Source organism: Variovorax sp. FW301-JW7 (genome assembly GCF_058788795.1).
Genome location: NZ_JBYTBC010000014.1, coordinates 105,361 through 121,454, shown reverse-complemented (window position 1 = coordinate 121,454; position 16,094 = coordinate 105,361). Strand labels below are relative to the sequence as shown.

Sequence of the window (16,094 nt, the reverse complement as noted above, 5' to 3'; positions counted from 1 at the left end):
TCCAGATTGTGTGTTGTTGGCGCATTGCTGGCAGCATTGAATGAGGAGGGGAATTTTTCGGGCGGCAATCAACACGCCGACGCGGCCAAAGCTCCGCTATGGCCTGAAGTCCAGTCCGCCGTGCAGTTTCTGCATGTGCGGCTCCCCTGAACGCCGGGCGAATGGCGCGCCCCGCGCTGGCGATCCATCTTTCATCTCGATAGAACCTATCTAGAAAAACAGGCTGTTCCGATGGATGGAGCGCCCCTACTCTTCGGACACGCAGATCGCCGACGTGGGCGCCCTGCTGACAACCATCTCAACCCCCTACGTCCAGAAGAGAGCCCATCATGAGCACAGTCATCCGTTTCCACGCCTACGGCGGCCCCGAAGTCCTGCAGGTGGAAGACCGCAGCGTCGGCGCGCCAGGTCCCGGCCAGGTGCGCCTGCGCCACGACGCCATCGGCGTCAACTTCATCGACACGATCTTTCGCCAGGGCCTCTATCCGGTGGCGCTGCCGTCGGTCCCGGGCGTCGAAGGCGCCGGCGTGGTCGAGGCTGTCGGTCCCGGCGTCGAGACGTTCGCCGCGGGCGATCGCGTGGCCTATTTCCTGGCGCCGGGCAGCTATGCGGCCGACCGGCTGATCGACGCCGAGGCGCTGGTGAAGCTGCCCGACGACGTCACGACCGAACAGGCGGCCACTGTGCTGACCAAGGGCCTGACGGCATGGACCGCACTGAACGGGTTCCACCGCCTGCAGGCCGGCGAGACGATCCTGGTGCAGGGCGCGTCCAGCAGCGTCGGCTTGCTGCTCGCACGATGGGCCAAGGCCCGGGGTGCCACGGTCATCGGCACCGCGGGCGCCGGCAAGCGCGACGCCTTGCGCGCCGACGTGCACCACGCGCTGGTCTCCAGCGACGCCGACCTCGCGGCGCAGATCCGCGCGATCGCACCGCAGGGTGTCGACGTCGTCTACGAGTTCGTCGGAAAAGCCACCTTCGCGGCCTCGCAAGCGAGCGTTCGCGACGGCGGGACGATCGTCAACATCGGCGCCGCCTCCGGTGCTCCCGAGATCGACGTGCCCTCGCTCGCGGCCCGGGGTGTGAAGGTGCTCGGCGGCCCGATGGCGCAGCATCTGCAAGGCGATGCGCGCGAACAAGCGACACGCGCGGTGTTCGATGCGCTGCGCGCCGGCGTCTTCGGCCAGATCGAGGTCACGCGCTATCCGCTGTCGGCCGCGGCCACTGCGCATGCGGACATTGCGGCCCGCAATCGCTCGGGGTCTGCCATCCTGGTGCCGTGACCCGACGCGCCTTAGGCGCTTCCATGTGAAAGAAAGCCCGCCAGCAGCACTGGCGGGCTTTTTTTGCGTCCTTGAAGGCAGCGGGCACGAAGGGCGGAAGCATCGACCGCCCTCCTCCACCCGACGCCCCAACGCCGATACCGCGAGGTCCTAGCGGAACAACAGGCCGATGCCGAAAACGATCCCGGCCGTCGCGAACGCCGTCAGCAGGCAAGGAAGAATGAAGAGCGCAACGCCGAGGTCTTCGTGGTGCTTGTCGATGAAATTCCAGAGCTTCATGTCGATCTCCTGGTGGGTGATTCAAGTGACAGATTAGGGAGATTTCGCCTCGCGCAGAAGCCTGAATTTCTCGATTCAAGCCATCGATTCGAACGATGGATGGCGACCAGCTTCCAATGCAATCTTCCAGGGTGCACCTCCCCGTACCCACGAAAAAAAGCCCGCCTCATCACCGGGGCGGGCCTTGTGTTCACGTCAGCTCAGCGGGTGGCCAGCGAATGACGCAGCACCTGCTTGCGGTTGTCGATGCTGAAGGCACCGGCGCCGAAGGCCACGACCTGGACCAGGCCACCGGCCATCGCGAGGTTCTTCAGGAAGTGGAACAGCTGGTTCTGGTCGCCCAGCGCGTGGTGAAAGATGAGCGCCGAGGTGATCGAGAACACGGCGAGCCCGAGCGCGACGGCGCGGGTGCGGTAGCCCGCCAGCAGCAACAGGCCGCCGCCCAGTTCGATGGCAATGGCCGCCAGGTAGCCCAGCAGCGGCGCGGGCAGGCCCACCGTTGCGATGTAGCCCTGGGTGGCCTCGGGCGCTGCGATCTTGCCCAGGGCGCTGACGATGAAGATCGCCGCCAGGAGGATGCGTCCGACGAACGGCAGGACGGTGGTTTGGGTGTTGGAAGTGGTGGTCGTGGTCATGATGAATTTCCTAAGTAGGTCGGTTGGTTGAAAACACAGGGGTTGAAGAAACTGAAAGCCGAACGGCGAGTCAACGGATGCGTCCGTCCGCACGAAGCTGCCGCCCGAGCCGGGCGATTTCCGCCTCGCCTTGTTGCAGCGCCTCGGGCGAGGTGTGAACGGAGTAGTAGCCCAGCACGAGGTCGTGCGGGTGCTTCACGGCCGACCCGACGATGAAGTCGGTGTCGCCTTCGGCAGTGAAATCGATGGCGCTGTTCGATTCATCGAACACCGCGAGTTCGCCTTGCAGCCGGTTGCCAGCCACGCGCAGCTCGCCGCGGTGCACGTGGGTCCAGGCCACGTCGTGCCCCGCGGGCGGCTGGTAGCGCCAGCGTTCGCCCGCAGCCAGCCGCACGTGCAGCAGGTTCATGCCTTCCGGCGCGGCCACGCGGCTGTGCGCGCCGTCGTGGCGACCCAGCACGATGCGGGCGGGGCCGGCCTGCGGCACGGCCTCGGCGGGCAGGTACTGGCTGTGCGCCATGCGGTTCTCCAGGCTGCGCGGCAACGCGACCCACACCTGGTAGCCCTGGAAACGCTCGAACCCGCTCGGGCTCGCGTCGTGCCACACGCCGTTGCCGGCCCGCATCCATTCGACGCTGCCCGCGGACAGGGTGCCCGATGCGCCCGTCGTGTCCTCGTAGCGCAGGTCGCCCGAGAGCAGCACGGTGATCGTCGCAATGCCCGAATGGGGATGCATCGGGAACAGCGCGTTGCCGGTCGGCTTGAAATCGAAATAGTCGAGAAAGACGAACGGCTTGATCAGCTCGCCGATGTCCGAGGGACTGACGACGCGCGTGACCGGTCCGTGCGCCCGGCCCCGGGTGCGGGCCACGATGCGGCGCGTCTGAACAGACAGGGCCGGCGGGGATTCGCTGAGGGCGTGCTCCATGAAATTTCCTTCAGGTGATGAGATGGCCTGAAGGTTAGGAGCTGGACATCCCCCTGAGAAGCCTATATCTTTCGATGCAACCCATCCAAAGGAGCGATAGATGCTCGACGGTTTATCCATGGACCAGCTGCGCACTTTCATTGCCGCGGCGGACGAAGGCAGCTTCTCGGCGGCGGGCCGCAAGTTGCGGCGGGCGCAGTCGGTGGTCAGCCAGACGCTGGCCAACCTCGAGGCGCAGATCGACGTGCAGCTGTTCGACCGCTCGGCGCGCTACCCGCAGCTCACCGAGCAAGGCACCGCCCTCCTCGCGGAAGCCCGCGTGGTCGTGAGCAGCATGAACGGCTTCAAGGCCAAGGCGCGCACCATGGCCGAAGGGCTGGAGCCCGAGCTGTCGGTCGCGGTGGACGTGATGTACCCCATGGAGTCGCTGACGGTGGCCGTCGGCCTGTTCCGCGCGGCTTTTCCGCACACGCCGCTTCGTCTCTATGTGGAAGCGCTGGGCGCCGTCATCCAGCCCGTGCTGCAGGGCACGTGCCGCCTGGGCATCATCGGGTCGATGCCCGTCGTGCCCGATGCCGTGGAGGCCGAGAAGCTGCTCGACGTGCCCATGGTCACGGTGACGGGCAGCGTGCATCCGCTGGCGCGCCGCAAGGGGCTGATCCGGATGCGCGAGCTGGAAGAGCACGTGCAGCTGGTCCTCACGGACCGCACGAGCCTGTCGGACGGCAAGAGCTACGGCGTCTTCTCACCCTCGACCTGGCGCCTGGCGGACCTGGGCGCCAAGCACGCTTTCCTGCGTGCGGGGTTCGGCTGGGGGCACATGCCGCAGGCGATGGTGCGGCACGACCTGGACACGGGTACGTTGGTGCAGATCCAGATCGAGAACTTCCAGCCGCGCACACCGCCCATCGCGATGTTCGCGGCCTACCGCAAGGATGCGCCGCCGGGGCCGGCCGGGCGCTGGTTCCTCGAGCAGCTCAAGCAGGCCGATGCGCCCGCCCGCGCGTGATGAAGCAAGGCGACGCTACGCCAGCGTCGCCCGCGCCAGGAACGGCGCCAGCTGCGCGCGTGCCATCTCCGGCGTCACGACATCCGCGGGCGCGAGCTTCTCGTAGCTGTAGCTCTGCGGATCGTCGTAGATGCGCTCCGAGATCAGCTTGGGCTGCGCGTCGCGCGTGTACGTGAAGATCTGGAACAGGTGGTGGTTCATGAGGTACCAGGCCTGCGGGTCGGTATCGACCGGGTGGTCCTTCAGGCAGGCGCCGGGCACCACGTGCGTCCAGACGGCCTCGGTGGTCACGCCGTAGTCCTCCACGCCCATGTTCATCGTCCGGGCGCCCATGACGTTCTGCCGGGTCTCGAAGGTCTGCCGGTAGAAGCCCTCCACCGCCGCCCTGCCCGACAAGACGTGCACCGTCCCCCGGTCGCCCACGCGGTACTCGGGCTCGTCGACCGTGAGCTCGGGCACGATGATCCGGTCCCAGTAGCCCGCCACCTCCAGCAGCAGATGCCGCAGGTAGTTCTTCAGGATGGCCCGGTGCAGCGGCTTCTCGGTCGCCTGCAGAAAGGCCTCGACCTGGCGCGGCCACTCGGTGACGTCGAACTTCGGCGGCACGCGCATCAGCGTCAGTGCGTCCGCGGTGTCCAGGCGCTGGTTCTTCGGGTTCACGGGCTCGGCGTACATGGTGTTTCTCCTGCCTCGGCGCGGTTCAAATCACCGACAGCAAGCCGCCGTCCACGAGCAGCGCGATGCCGCTCACGTAGCTGGCCATGTCCGAGCCGAGCCACGCCACCGAATCCGCGATCTCGGAGGGCTTGCCGAGCCGGCGCAGTGGCGTGCGCTGCCGAAAACCTTCGGACGCGGCGGCGATGCCGGGGTTCGTGCGCACCAGGTGGGTGTCGATGACGCCGGGCGCGACCGCGTTGACGCGGATGCCGTCGGGCCCGAGCGCGTCCGCCAGGGCCTTGGCCATGAGCACCACGCCGCCCTTGCTGGTGGAATAGGCCACGGTCATGCCGGCTCCCGCGATCCCACCCATGCTGGCCATCAGCACGATGCTGCCGGCCTTGCCGTTCGCCTTCATCTGCCGTGCGGCGGCTTGCGCACTGAACAGCACGCCGTCGAGTTGACGCTCATCAGGCGCCGGTAGTCGTCTTCGGCCACGTCGGAGCCGTCCGAGCGCAGCGTGATGCCGGCGTTGGCGACCATCACGTCGACGCCGCCGAATTCCGCCGCCGCCTCGACCAGCGCATCGACCTGCGCGCGCTGGCTCACGTCCGTGCGGTGAAAGCGCACGGCCACGCCCAGCGCCTCGATCTCCGAGGTCGTGGTGCGGCCGCCTTCGTTCGATGTTTCGGTGATGTCCGAGACGATCACCGCCCTGGCGCCGTGCTGCGCGGCGCCGATGGCGATCGCGCGCCCGATGCCGCTGGCGGCGCCGGTGACGACGACGACCTTGTCCTTGAGGATGTCGGTCATTGCCGTGCTCCCGGGCCGGCGCTCGCGGCGGCCGGCGGCCAGGCGCCGAGCTGCTGCAGCAGCGAAAAGAGGTTCGCCACGCCCCAGTGCTCGGTGATCTGGCCGTCCTGCACGCGCATCGCGTCGACGGTCTCGAAGTGGATCGTGCGGCCCGTGGGCGCGATGCCGAACACCTCGCCCTGGTGCGTGCCGTGGTAGGTCTTGAAGGTGGTCACCACGTCGCCGTCCACGCGCTGCCAGTGGATCTCGGCATGGAAGTCGGGGAACGCGGCGCGCAGCGTCTTGTACAGGCCCAGGGCGCCCGCCTTGTCCGGCGTGCAGTTGGGCTGCGGCGTGTGGTCGAGAAAGCTGTCGGCGAACAGTTCGTCGAAGAGCGCGTAGTCGCCGCCGCCCTGGACCTCTTCGGTGTTGCGGCGCACGACGGCCTTGGCCGCTTCGCCTGCGGTGTTCTGCTGGTTCATGGTGGTTCTCCTTGGCAGTCCGGCGCTCAACCGAAGAGCTTGGCCGCGGTCTTGGCCACCAGCTCGCCCTGGTGGCGTGCGCCGGCCAGGTCGATCTCGGTCGGCTGGCGCGATCCGTCGCCGCCGGCCACGGTCGTGGCGCCGTAGGGTGCGCCGCCGACGATCTCGTCGACGCTCATCTGGCCCTGGTGGCTGTACGGCAGGCCTACGATGGTCATGCCGAAGTGCAGCAGGTTGGTGATGATCGAGAACAGCGTGGTCTCCTGGCCGCCGTGCTGCGTGGCAGACGAGCTGAAGGCCGCCCCCACCTTGCCGTTGAGCGCGCCGCGCGCCCACAGGCCGCCGGCCTGGTCCAGGAACGCCGCCATCTGCGACGACATGCGGCCGAAGCGCGTGCCGGTGCCGACGATGATCGCGTCGTACTTTTCGAGATCGGCCACGGCGGCGACCGGCGCCGACTGGTCGAGCTTGAAGTACGAAGCCTTGGCGATCTCCAGCGGCACGGTCTCGGGCACGCGCTTGATGTCGACCTCGGCACCGGCACTGCGGGCGCCTTCGGCGATGGCCCGGGCCATCGTTTCGATGTGGCCGTAGGACGAGTAATACAGGACAAGAACTTTGCTCATGGGTATCTCCTGGAAAGGAATCGCCGAACGCCGGCGGGCGAAGAACGAAGGCTGAACTTCGATGACATGGCGCTAGCGTAGGAGCCAGGCATCTCTCGCGGAAGCCTGTTTGATTCGATGGAATCCATCGAGAAAACGGATGGTCTTCTTCGCGCCTCGCCCGTCGCGGCGGGCTTGCTGGTACTGTTTCCCCTCGCCCGTCACCGCGCCGGCCCGATGGCCGGGCGGCCGGCGGGCGCAACGGCTCGCTCATCTTCACCACCACACAAGGACACCCATGAAGACACTGAAGAGGACACTGGCACTGGCGACGATCGGCCTGGCGGCGGTGGCCACCTCGGCACACGCGCAGGCACAGACGAGGCCCGTCGTGCAGTTCATCGCCACGGGCGGCACCATCGCCATGAAGATCGACCCCGTCACCAAGGGCGTGGTGCCCGCGATCTCGGGCGACGACCTGATGCAGACGGTGCCCGATGCCGGCAAATACGCCACCATCGAGGTCAACAACTTCTCGGCCATGTCGTCCAACTACATCGAGGCGAAATGGTGGACGCGCCTGACCAAGGCCGTCGACGACGCGCTCGCGCGCCCCGAGGTGGCCGGCGTCGTCATCGCGCACGGCACCGACACCATGGAAGAAACGGCCTACTGGCTGGACCTGACCGTCAAGTCCGACAAGCCGGTGATCCTCATCGGCGCGCAGCGCAACGCCTCGTCGCCCGACTTCGACGGTCCGCGCAACCTGCTCAACGCCATCCGCATCGCCACCACGCCCGAAGCGCGCGGCAAGGGCGTGATGCTGGCAATGAACAACCAGATCAACGCGGCGCGCAACGTCACCAAAACGCACACCGCCAACGTCGAGACCTTCAATTCGGGCGACTTCGGCTTCCTGGGCGAGGTGTGGGACGACAAGGTCATCTTCACGCGCGCGCCGCTGCGCCGCCAGCACATCGACATCGGCAGCGCCGAGATGCCGCGCGTGGAAATCGTGGCCATGTTCGGCGGCGCCGACGGCTCGCTCATGCGCTACGCCGTCGACCAGGGCGCCAAGGGCATCGTGGTGCAGGCGGTGGGCATGGGCAACATGAACGTCTCGATGTTCGAGGCGCTCAAGTACGCGCTGTCCAAGGGCGTGCCGGTGGTCGTCTCCACGCGCGTGCACAACGGCCGCACACGGCCGGTCTACGGCTTCGTGGGTGGCGGCAAGACCAGCGACGAGGCCGGCGCCGTGATGGCCGGCGACCTGAGCCCGCAGAAGGCACGCCTGCTGCTCATGCTCCAGCTGCACCGCGGCGTCACCAGCAAGGCCGAGCTGCAGGCCGCGTTCGACCGGTAGACCGGGCCCGCTACAGCATCGACTCGGGGATCACCAGCGACTGCAGGTAGAGCCTGACGCGGGTCGGCAGGTCCGCGCCGGGCTCGTCATCCGTCACCCTGACGGACGGGTCGCTGTCGATGCGCCACCATTCCAGCGCATCGTCGCTGCCCGGCTTCAGGCGCACCTGGTACGCGGCGTGCAGCATCAGCTCGTTGAAGAAGGCGCTCGCCTCCTCCGCCAGCGCGGGGCAATCGATGCGCAGGCCGAACTCGGTGTTCAGCGCATCGGAGCGCGGGTCCATGTTGACCGAGCCCAGGAACAGCGTCTTGCGGTCGATCACCAGTGCCTTGGTGTGCAGCCGCACCTGCGCACCCGCGCCGATGCTGCCGACGAACAACGCCCGGCCCGCGTTCGGATGGATCTCGTGGATGCGCATGCCGCCCTGCAGCAACTGGGCGCGGTAGCGTCGGTAGCCGGTGTGGACCACGGGCTCGTCCGTGGCGGCCAATGAATTGGTGATGAGCGTCTGCCGGATGCCCCGCGCCGCGTTGCGGCGCATGCCTTCCAGCGCCGCCGGGCCCGGCACGAAGTACGGCGACGAGGTCGTGATCTCGGACTGCGCCTGCTGCGCCGCCTCGCCCAGCAGGCGGCGGCTGGTGTCGATGAGCGCGCCGCTGGGCAGGCGCCGCGTTTCCATTCGGCCCCAGGCCTTGGCCGGTGCATCGGCAAAGGCCTGCGCCGTGCCGAACGCCAGCTTCACGCGGCCCGCCGCCAGCTCGTCGCCCAGGGTGACGCGGCCCGTGGGATCGACGGTGCGAAACGGCACCGGCTCGGGCGTGTCGGCACCGTCCACGCGCGCGTCGAAGGCACGGCGCAGGGCGTCGGCATCGGCCGAGGGGCGCAGCACCGAGCTTGCCGTGCGCACCTGCGGCGCATTCCAGTACTCGTCGAACAGGCTTGCCATCTGCGGCAGCACCGCGCCCGCCACCAGCACGTCGTAGTCGAAGAAGTTGGCGTCGGCATCGCGCATGAAGTAGATGTCGCCCAGGTTGCGCCCGCCGGCCACGGCCAGCACGCCATCGGCCACGAACAGCTTGTTGTGCATGCGGCGGTTCAGGCGCGCGAAGTCAAACAGCGCCAGGCCGAAGCGCACGGCCGTGCCGCCACGCGTGGGAAAGGGGTTGAAGATGCGCACCTCCACGTTCGGATAGGCGCCCAGGCCTTCGAGCAGCGGCCCGATGTCTTGCGTGTAGAGGTCGTCCACCAGCAGCCGCACGCGCACGCCGCGCCCGGCCGCGTTGCGCAGCTCGCGCAGCACCAGCCGGCCGGTCGCGTCGTCGTGCAGGTGGTAGTACTGCAGGTCGAGCGAGCGCTGCGCACCGCGCAGCAGCGCCAGGCGCGTGTCCATGCTGGCCAGGCCCAGCATCAGGCGAAAGCCGCTGGCGCCGGGTTCGGCCCCTTGCATCGATGCGGTGGCAATGCGGTCGAGCGGCGTCGCAGGGCCCTGCACGGGCAGCGAGGTGCTGGCGGTGCGCGGGCCTTCGTCGGGGAGCGTCGCGCAGCCGGCGAGCGACAGCACGACGAAGGCGGCAGCGGCAAGAAGAAGCTGGCGAGTCAGTGCGGCGAAAGAGGCTGTGGCAGGCATGGCGAAGCCATTCAAGCACGCATCGGCAGCCCGGTCAGCAGCTTGTCGAGCGTGATCGGGTAGTTCCGCACGCGCACGCCGGTGGCGTTGAAGATGGCATTCGCCACCGCGGCGGCCGAACCGCAGGTGCCCAGCTCGCCGATGCCCTTCGACTTGATCGGGCTCGCGAGGTCGTCGCTGTCCTGCAGGTAGACGGCGTCGATGTCGGGGATGTCGGCGTGCACCGGGACCAGGTACTCGGCCATGTCGTGGTTCACGAAGTAGCCGTGGCGCGCATCGACCACGGCTTCCTCGTGCAACGCCGCGCCCACGCCGAACACCATGCCGCCGATGGCCTGGCTGCGCGCGGTCTTCATGTTGAGGATGCGGCCCGCCGCGAACACGCCGAGCATGCGGCGCACGCGCGTCTCGCCGGTGTCGATGTCCACCCCCACCTCGCAGAAGTGGGCGCCGAACGCGGCCTGCGCATAGCGGCGGTGCAGGTCGCCAGGCTCGACGTTGCCGAGCACGCTGAGGCCTTCCGCGCCCGCCAGCTCGCCGAGCGCGTGCGAGCGGCGCCCCAGGGCGATGCGGCCGCGCTCGAAGCGCGCCGCCTGCACATCGAAGCCGGCACGCTGCGCCAGCAGGCGGCACAGCTGCTGGCAGCCGTCGAAGACCGAGGCGCCCGCGCTCGACGCGCCGATGGACGCGATCGAGCCCGCGCCGGCGGGCAGCGCGGTGTCGCCCAGCCGCACGCCGATGCGGTCCATCGGGATGCCGGTCATCTCGGCCGCGATCTGCGCCAGCACGGTGTAGGTGCCGGTGCCGATGTCGGTCATCGAGGTTTCGATCAAGAGCCGGCCCTGCGCATCGAGGCTCAGCCTGGCGTTCGACGGGCGCACCGAGTGGTGGTGGATGGCGCTGGCCACGCCCATGCCGACCAGCCAGCGGCCGTCGCGCACCCTCCCCGGCTCAGAGCTTCTCCGGTCCCACCCGAAGCGCCGCGCGCCCTCGCGCAGGCACTCGATCAGCTTGCGCCCCGAGTACGGGCGCGAGGGCCCGCGCTCGGGATCGTGCGGGCTGTCGTTGAGGATGCGCAGCTGCACCGGGTCGATGCGCAGCTTTTCAGCCAGCTCGTCGAGCGCCACCTCGAAGGCCATCTGCCCGCTGGCGGTCGCCGGCGCGCGCATGGCGGCGGCCTCGGGCAGGTCGAGCGCGGCCACGCGGTGCGCCGTCATGCGGTTCGGGGCGGCGTACAGCAGGCGCGTCTGGCGCGAGGCGCCCTCGTAGTAGCTGCGGCCCGGCAGGTTGCTGGTCCAGGTCTCGTGGCCGATGGCCGTGAGCCGGCCGTCGGGCGTGGCGCCCAGGCGCACGCGCTGGATCGTCGCGGCGCGCCGCGCCGTGTGGTTGAGCAGCTGCTCGCGCGCCAGCGCCGTCTTCACCGGCCGGCGCAGCTCGCGCGCGGCAAAGGCCGAAAGCACCGCGTCGGCATGCGTGCGCAGCTTGGAGCCGAAGCCGCCGCCCACGAAAGCCGAAACCACGCGCACTTGCGCGGCCGGCACGTCCAGCATGGCGGCCACGTCGCTGGCGGCCCAGTTGGGCATCTGGTGCGAGGTGTAGAGCGTGAGCCGGTCGCCCTCCCAGCGCGCGGTGGTGGCCTGCGGCTCCAGCATCGCGGGGTGCTGGTCGGGCGTGGTGTACGTCTGGTCGATCGTGACGGGTGCGGCGTCGTAGGCGCCCTGGAAGTCGCCCACCGCCGTGTCGGCCGCGCTCTCGCTGCCGGCGCTGGGGTCGTCGCCGGGCTTGGGGGCGCCGGCCTGCGCGGCCGCGAGGTCGAAACGGCCCGCGCCGCGCTCGTAGTCGATGCGGATCAGGAACGAGGCCGCGCGCGCCTGCTCGAGGCTCTGCGCCACCACGAAGGCCACTGCCTGGCCGTGCTGCTGCACCTCGGGGCCCGACAGCTGCGACACCACATTGGCGCGCCCCTTCGGCGCCATGCGCGGCACGTTGGCGTAGGTGTAGACCAGCAGCACGCCCGGCGCGCGCTGCGCCTCGGCGGTGTCGATGCGCGTGATGCGGCCCTTGGCGATGCCCGCCAGCACGATCCAGCCATAGGCGGCGTCGGGCACCTCGTTGCCGTATTCGTAGCTGTAGCGGGCACGGCCGCTGACCTTCAGCGGCCCGTCGATGCGGTCGAGCGGGCGCCCCAGCACGCGCTCGCGGTCCAGGGCGCTGGGCCCGGCGGCTTCGGTGAATTGCATGTCGTCGCCCTCCTGCGTTCAGGTGTCGATCGCCTGCGCCAGCGTGGCGTGCAGGGTGCGCCGCAGCAGCGGGATCTTGAAATCGTTGTGCCCGTGGCCGCGCGCTCCGGCCAGCAGCAGGTCGGCCACGGCCTCGCGCGCCTGCGCGCCGCCGTCGGTGCCGACGAGCCGGCGCTCGGCCTCTTCGTTGCGCCAGGGCTTCGCGGCCAGTCCGCCGAAGGCCAGGCGCGCGGCGGTCACCGTGCGGCCCTCGCGCACCACCACGGCCGCGACGGAAACCAGCGCAAAGGCGTACGACGCACGGTCGCGCACCTTGCGGTACAGCTGCGTGCCGCCCAGCGGCGGTGGCAAGGTCACGGCGGTGATCAGCTCGTCGGGCGCGAGCACGGTCTCGACCTCGGGCGTGTCGCCCGGCAGGCGATGCAGCTCGGCGATGGGAATGCGCCGCGTGCTGCCACTGGCGGACACCGTCTCCACCTGCGCGTCGAGCGCGCGCAGCGCCACCGCCATGTCGGACGAATGCACCGCGATGCATTGCGTGCTGGCGCCGAAGATCGCGTGGATGCGGTTGAAGCCCTCCATGGCCGCGCAGCCGCTGCCCGGCGTGCGCTTGTTGCAGGGCTTGGTCGTGTCGTAGAAATAGAAGCAGCGCGTGCGCTGCAGCAGATTGCCCGCAGTGGTCGCCTTGTTGCGCAGCTGCGCGCTCGCGCCCGACAGCAAGGCGCGCGACAGCAGCGGATGGCCTTGCCGCACGCGCGCGTCGGCCGCGAGGTCGCTGTTGCGCACCAGCGCGCCGATCTTCAGGCCGCCGCCCGGCAGCGCCTCGATGCGGTCCAGCCCCAGGCGGTTGACGTCGATCAGGTGCGGGGGCCGCTCGATGTCGAGCTTCATCAGGTCCAGCAGGTTCGTGCCGCCCGCGATGAAGCGCGCGCCCGGGTGCTGCTGCATCGCCAGCGCGGCGGCGGCCGGCGTGGCGGCGCGTTCGAAGGTGAAGGTCCTCATGCCGCGGCTCCCGCCACTTCGCGGATGGCCGCGACGATGTTCGGATAGCCCGCGCAGCGGCAGATGTTGCCGCTCATGCGTTCGCGCACCTCCTCGTCGCTGAAGGCCACGGGCGCCGCCAGGTCGTGCGTGACATGGCTGGGCATGCCGCCGCGCAGCTCGCCCAGCATGCCGACCGCCGAGCAGATCTGGCCCGGCGTGCAGTAGCCGCACTGGTAGCCGTCGTGCTTGACGAAGGCGGCCTGCATCGGGTGCATCGTCTTCGGCTCGCCCAGGCCCTCGATGGTCGTGACCGCATCGCCCTCGTGCAGCACCGCGAGCGTGAGGCAGCTGTTGATGCGCCGCCCGTTCACCAGCACCGTGCAGGCGCCGCACTGGCCGTGGTCGCAGCCCTTCTTGGAGCCCGTGAGCTGCAGCTGCTCGCGCAGCAGGTCGAGCAGCGTGACCCGCGGATCGATCGACAGCGCATGCGGCGCGCCGTTGATGCGCAGGCTGACCGCCATCGTCGGCCCTGGCGCGGCAGCGGCTGGCGCCACCGGTTCGGCACTCGCCACCAGCGGCAGCGCGACCGCTGCAACGCCGGCTGCACCGGTCACCAGCACCGTGCGACGGGTGCAACCGTCTTCGGTTTCGGTTGTCATCGAGGGCTCGCTCGGCGCGTGCGTCAGGGTTGGCGTTCGGCGGCGGCGCCCGCGGCCGTCCGCGTGGTCGGCATCGTGGAGACGATCGTGCTGTTGACGCGCGAACCGCTCACCACGTTCTGGTCGGGCGCATGCGCGGTCGCCACCGCCACCTGGCGCATGGCCTCGCGCGAGACGGTCGAGGTGAAGGGATCGGGCCCGCGCGAGCCGCGCGTCACGTTCTGGTCGGGGGCGTGGGCCGCGGCCACGGCCTGGGCCGCCACGTCGTCGCGCGAGAGCAGTCCGCCCCCCTGGTGCACGCCGTCGTAGGTTTCGGCAGAGGCCGCGCCGGCCAGGGTCAGGATGGCCAGGAGGCCGAGGGTCTTTCGCATGTGAACTCCTTGTTGGGGATGGGGATCGCGCCTTGCGGCACGGCCGCTGTCGCGACAGGAGTCACTGTAGGAAGGCCGCTTTATGCGACCTTTAGGCGAGAGTTAACCCAGCGTTAAGCCGCGCGACCCGCGTCGGCGGCGCGCAGGTGCACGCGCGCGCGCAGCCCCGCCGGCCGGCCCTGCGCGTCATGGCGGTTGGACAGCACGATGCGCAGGCCGTTGCGCAGCGCGGCCATGCGCGCGATGGCCAGGCCCAGCCCGCTGCCCTCGGTCGGGTTGCCCGGCACGCGGAAGAAACGGTCGAAGGCGCGGTCGATCAGCTCGGGCGGAATGCCCGGCCCGTTGTCCACCACGTCGACCACCGGCCGCCCGTCCACCTCGTGCAGCCGCACGTCGACCACGCCGCCTTCGGGCGAGTGGCGCAGCGCGTTGTCGATCAGGTTGTCGAACACGCTGCGCAGCTCGGCCGGCGGCGCGGTCACCGTCGCGGCGGCCTGGCCCTCGAAGCCGATGTCGATGCGGCGCCGGTCGGCCACCACCATGAGCTGGGCCACGCTGTCGCGCAGCACCGAGGCCACGTCCAACGCCACCGGCGCTTCGGGTTCGGTGCTGCTTTCCTGGCGCGACAGGCGCAGCAGCTGCTCGATCAGGTGCTGGGCGCGCGTCACGCCGCCCTTGAGGTGCGTGTAGTGCTCGGCCACGGCTTCGCCCGGCACTTCGGCGCGCATGTTGTCCAGCTGCAGGCCGATGGCGGCGATGGGCGTGCGCAGCTCGTGCGCGGCGTCCTGCACGAAGCGGCGCTGCGCGGCGAAGGCTTGGCGCAGGCGCCCGAGCAGGCTGTTGAAGGCTTCCACCAGCGGTGCGATCTCGTCGGGCACGCGCGAGACCGACAGCTCCGACAGGCTGCGCTCGTCCTGCGCCGCCACGTCGAGCACAACGCTGCGCAGCTTGCGCGAGGTGGCCCACACCACCCACCACAGCGCGGCCAGCGACAGCGGCAGCAGGAGCGCGATGGGCGCGATGGACGACAGCGCCCGCTTGGCCACCAGCCGGCGCACCACGCCGCCGTTCTGGATCACCTGCACCTGGAAGCGGCCGGGGTCGGCCACCGGCGCGGTCGAGTAGACACGCCACAGGCCCTCGCTGCCCGGGCCGGTGCGCACGGTGGTCAGCCCCTCCGCCGGCTGGCGCACCACGGGCAGCGCCGGCCAGGAACTGGCCAGCAGCTCGCCCCGGCCGTTCCAGACCTGGATGACGAAGGTGCCGCGCTCGAAGGTGCTGCGTTCGTCCGCCGGCTTGAGCTCGGGCACGGCCGCGTTGCTGGCGTAGGCGTCGGCCAGCATCTGCATCTGGTCGTCCTTGAAGGTGACGATGAGCCGGTCGTAGCTCTCGTAGGTGAACCAGGCAAAGCCCGCCGCCGCGACCAGGTGCACCAGCACCAGCCACGCCAGCAGCTTGTTGCGCAGCGAACTCGGCGAGTACCAGGGCCGGCCGGGTCCGGTGGTCATGCGTCGACCACGCGCCAGCCCAGGCCGCGCACGTTGCGGATGGTGTCGGCGCCGAGCTTGCGCCGCATGTTGTGGATGATCACGTCGACCGCGTTGCTCATCACCTCCTCGCCCCATCCGTAGATGCGGTTCTCGAGCTGCTCGCGCGACAGGATGGCGCCCGGGCGCTCCAGCATGGCGTGCATCAGCGCGAACTCGCGGGCCGTGAGCGTCTCGCGCGTGCCCCGAAAGAGCACCTCGCGCGTGGTGAGGTCGAGCTGCACGCTGCCGCTGCCGATGATCGAGTTGGCCGCGCCGTGGCGCCGGCGCACCACCGCGCGCATGCGCGCCAGCAGCTCGGGCAGTTCGAAGGGCTTGAGCAGGTAGTCGTCGGCGCCCAGGTCGAGCCCCTCCACGCGCTGGCCGAGGCCGTCGCGCGCCGTGAGGATCAGGATCGGCGTGGCATTGCCCATGCCGCGCGCGTGGCGCAGCACCTCGACACCGTCCAGGCCCGGCAGGCCCAGGTCGAGCAGCACGCAGGTGTAGTCGCCGTCGGCCAGCGCACTGCGCGCCAGCAGGCCGTCGCGCACCCAGTCCACCGCCCAGCCCGAGCGCTCCAGGCCGCGCAGCAGGCTCTTCCCGATCATTTCGTCGTCTTCGACAAGCAGCACCCGCACACTGGCTCCCGTTCTT

The 16,094-nt window shown here is 69.8% G+C and carries 16 protein-coding genes and 1 pseudogene; 3 read left to right on the top strand and 14 right to left on the bottom strand.

Going from position 1 to position 16,094, the window contains the following annotated elements; all coding sequences use genetic code 11:
- Positions 1 to 329: 329 nt before the first annotated feature.
- Positions 330 to 1,283 carry a quinone oxidoreductase family protein gene (locus AC3WQM_RS28475; protein WP_492683371.1) on the top strand — a complete coding sequence of 318 codons (954 nt, stop codon included), beginning with the start codon at positions 330 to 332 and terminating at the stop codon, positions 1,281 to 1,283.
- A gap of 150 nt (positions 1,284 to 1,433) precedes the next feature.
- Here AC3WQM_RS28475 and AC3WQM_RS28470 read toward each other — a convergent pair whose 3' ends face one another.
- From AC3WQM_RS28470 to AC3WQM_RS28460, 3 genes are all read right to left on the bottom strand, one after another.
- A complete protein-coding gene (locus AC3WQM_RS28470; RefSeq protein WP_307636462.1) occupies positions 1,434 to 1,562 on the bottom strand; it encodes a hypothetical protein in 129 nt (42 codons plus the stop codon).
- A gap of 200 nt (positions 1,563 to 1,762) precedes the next feature.
- The gene (locus AC3WQM_RS28465) at positions 1,763 to 2,197 is read right to left on the bottom strand and encodes a DoxX family protein (protein WP_492683370.1); all 435 of its coding nucleotides are present in this window, start codon (positions 2,195 to 2,197) and stop codon (positions 1,763 to 1,765) included.
- A gap of 70 nt (positions 2,198 to 2,267) precedes the next feature.
- The gene (locus AC3WQM_RS28460; protein WP_492683369.1) at positions 2,268 to 3,125 is read right to left on the bottom strand and encodes a pirin family protein; all 858 of its coding nucleotides are present in this window, start codon (positions 3,123 to 3,125) and stop codon (positions 2,268 to 2,270) included.
- Positions 3,126 to 3,225: 100 nt separating this feature from the next.
- On the opposite strand from AC3WQM_RS28460, the gene AC3WQM_RS28455 reads away from it, so the two are divergent.
- Positions 3,226 to 4,134, top strand: a complete 909-nt coding sequence (locus AC3WQM_RS28455; protein WP_492683368.1) for a LysR family transcriptional regulator — start codon at positions 3,226 to 3,228, stop codon at positions 4,132 to 4,134.
- Between the two features lie 15 nt (positions 4,135 to 4,149).
- On the opposite strand, the gene AC3WQM_RS28450 is transcribed toward AC3WQM_RS28455, so the two are convergent.
- The 4 genes and pseudogenes from AC3WQM_RS28450 to wrbA all read right to left on the bottom strand — a co-directional run bounded on the left by AC3WQM_RS28450 (position 4,150) and on the right by wrbA (position 6,691).
- On the bottom strand, positions 4,150 to 4,809 hold the full coding sequence (locus AC3WQM_RS28450) for a hypothetical protein (protein ID WP_492683367.1): 660 nt from the start codon (positions 4,807 to 4,809) through the stop codon (positions 4,150 to 4,152).
- 25 nt (positions 4,810 to 4,834) lie between these two features.
- Positions 4,835 to 5,604: pseudogene (locus AC3WQM_RS28445) on the bottom strand (SDR family NAD(P)-dependent oxidoreductase).
- Positions 5,601 to 6,065, bottom strand: a complete 465-nt coding sequence (locus AC3WQM_RS28440) for an ester cyclase (protein ID WP_492683366.1) — start codon at positions 6,063 to 6,065, stop codon at positions 5,601 to 5,603. The pseudogene AC3WQM_RS28445 and the gene AC3WQM_RS28440 overlap by 4 nt, the downstream one beginning before the upstream one ends.
- Positions 6,066 to 6,091: 26 nt before the next feature.
- Positions 6,092 to 6,691, bottom strand: a complete 600-nt coding sequence (gene wrbA, locus AC3WQM_RS28435; protein ID WP_492683365.1) for an NAD(P)H:quinone oxidoreductase — start codon at positions 6,689 to 6,691, stop codon at positions 6,092 to 6,094.
- A gap of 277 nt (positions 6,692 to 6,968) precedes the next feature.
- On the opposite strand from wrbA, the gene AC3WQM_RS28430 reads away from it, so the two are divergent.
- Positions 6,969 to 8,033 carry an asparaginase gene (locus tag AC3WQM_RS28430; protein ID WP_492683364.1) on the top strand — a complete coding sequence of 355 codons (1,065 nt, stop codon included), beginning with the start codon at positions 6,969 to 6,971 and terminating at the stop codon, positions 8,031 to 8,033.
- A gap of 10 nt (positions 8,034 to 8,043) precedes the next feature.
- Here the strand turns inward: AC3WQM_RS28430 and AC3WQM_RS28425 are convergent, their stop codons facing one another.
- From AC3WQM_RS28425 to AC3WQM_RS28395, 7 genes are all read right to left on the bottom strand, one after another.
- Positions 8,044 to 9,660, bottom strand: coding sequence for a phospholipase D family protein (locus AC3WQM_RS28425; protein ID WP_492683363.1), 1,617 nt, complete (start codon positions 9,658 to 9,660; stop codon positions 8,044 to 8,046).
- Between the two features lie 11 nt (positions 9,661 to 9,671).
- Entirely contained in the window at positions 9,672 to 11,900 is a 2,229-nt protein-coding gene (locus AC3WQM_RS28420; protein WP_492683362.1) for a molybdopterin cofactor-binding domain-containing protein, read from the bottom strand.
- Positions 11,901 to 11,918: 18 nt separating this feature from the next.
- Entirely contained in the window at positions 11,919 to 12,902 is a 984-nt protein-coding gene (locus AC3WQM_RS28415) for an FAD binding domain-containing protein (RefSeq protein WP_492683361.1), read from the bottom strand.
- A complete protein-coding gene (gene paoA, locus AC3WQM_RS28410) occupies positions 12,899 to 13,543 on the bottom strand; it encodes an aldehyde dehydrogenase iron-sulfur subunit PaoA (RefSeq protein ID WP_492683360.1) in 645 nt (214 codons plus the stop codon). Before paoA ends, AC3WQM_RS28415 begins: the two co-directional genes overlap by 4 nt.
- Before the next feature lie 23 nt (positions 13,544 to 13,566).
- A complete protein-coding gene (locus AC3WQM_RS28405; RefSeq protein ID WP_492683359.1) occupies positions 13,567 to 13,914 on the bottom strand; it encodes a DUF4148 domain-containing protein in 348 nt (115 codons plus the stop codon).
- A 113-nt stretch (positions 13,915 to 14,027) separates the two neighbouring features.
- Positions 14,028 to 15,422, bottom strand: coding sequence for a sensor histidine kinase (locus tag AC3WQM_RS28400; protein ID WP_492683358.1), 1,395 nt, complete (start codon positions 15,420 to 15,422; stop codon positions 14,028 to 14,030).
- Positions 15,419 to 16,078 (bottom strand): response regulator, encoded by a 660-nt coding sequence (locus AC3WQM_RS28395; RefSeq protein ID WP_492683357.1) that lies wholly within the window; start codon positions 16,076 to 16,078, stop codon positions 15,419 to 15,421. Before AC3WQM_RS28395 ends, AC3WQM_RS28400 begins: the two co-directional genes overlap by 4 nt.
- Between the last annotated feature and the right edge of the window lie 16 nt (positions 16,079 to 16,094).

Bases quoted from the DNA above. Each gene is read 5' to 3' on its own strand.
- AC3WQM_RS28465 (WP_492683370.1), bottom strand. From the start codon at position 2,197: ATGACCACGACCACCACTTCCAACACCCAAACCACCGTCCTGCCGTTC.
- AC3WQM_RS28440 (WP_492683366.1), bottom strand. From the start codon at position 6,065: ATGAACCAGCAGAACACCGCAGGCGAAGCGGCCAAGGCCGTCGTGCGC.
- AC3WQM_RS28475 (WP_492683371.1), top strand. From the start codon at position 330: ATGAGCACAGTCATCCGTTTCCACGCCTACGGCGGCCCCGAAGTCCTG.
- AC3WQM_RS28420 (WP_492683362.1), bottom strand. From the start codon at position 11,900: ATGCAATTCACCGAAGCCGCCGGGCCCAGCGCCCTGGACCGCGAGCGC.
- AC3WQM_RS28455 (WP_492683368.1), top strand. From the start codon at position 3,226: ATGCTCGACGGTTTATCCATGGACCAGCTGCGCACTTTCATTGCCGCG.
- wrbA (WP_492683365.1), bottom strand. From the start codon at position 6,691: ATGAGCAAAGTTCTTGTCCTGTATTACTCGTCCTACGGCCACATCGAA.
- AC3WQM_RS28450 (WP_492683367.1), bottom strand. From the start codon at position 4,809: ATGTACGCCGAGCCCGTGAACCCGAAGAACCAGCGCCTGGACACCGCG.
- AC3WQM_RS28430 (WP_492683364.1), top strand. From the start codon at position 6,969: ATGAAGACACTGAAGAGGACACTGGCACTGGCGACGATCGGCCTGGCG.
- AC3WQM_RS28415 (WP_492683361.1), bottom strand. From the start codon at position 12,902: ATGAGGACCTTCACCTTCGAACGCGCCGCCACGCCGGCCGCCGCCGCG.
- AC3WQM_RS28405 (WP_492683359.1), bottom strand. From the start codon at position 13,914: ATGCGAAAGACCCTCGGCCTCCTGGCCATCCTGACCCTGGCCGGCGCG.
- AC3WQM_RS28400 (WP_492683358.1), bottom strand. From the start codon at position 15,422: ATGACCACCGGACCCGGCCGGCCCTGGTACTCGCCGAGTTCGCTGCGC.
- AC3WQM_RS28425 (WP_492683363.1), bottom strand. From the start codon at position 9,660: ATGCCTGCCACAGCCTCTTTCGCCGCACTGACTCGCCAGCTTCTTCTT.
- AC3WQM_RS28470 (WP_307636462.1), bottom strand. From the start codon at position 1,562: ATGAAGCTCTGGAATTTCATCGACAAGCACCACGAAGACCTCGGCGTT.
- paoA (WP_492683360.1), bottom strand. From the start codon at position 13,543: ATGACAACCGAAACCGAAGACGGTTGCACCCGTCGCACGGTGCTGGTG.
- AC3WQM_RS28460 (WP_492683369.1), bottom strand. From the start codon at position 3,125: ATGGAGCACGCCCTCAGCGAATCCCCGCCGGCCCTGTCTGTTCAGACG.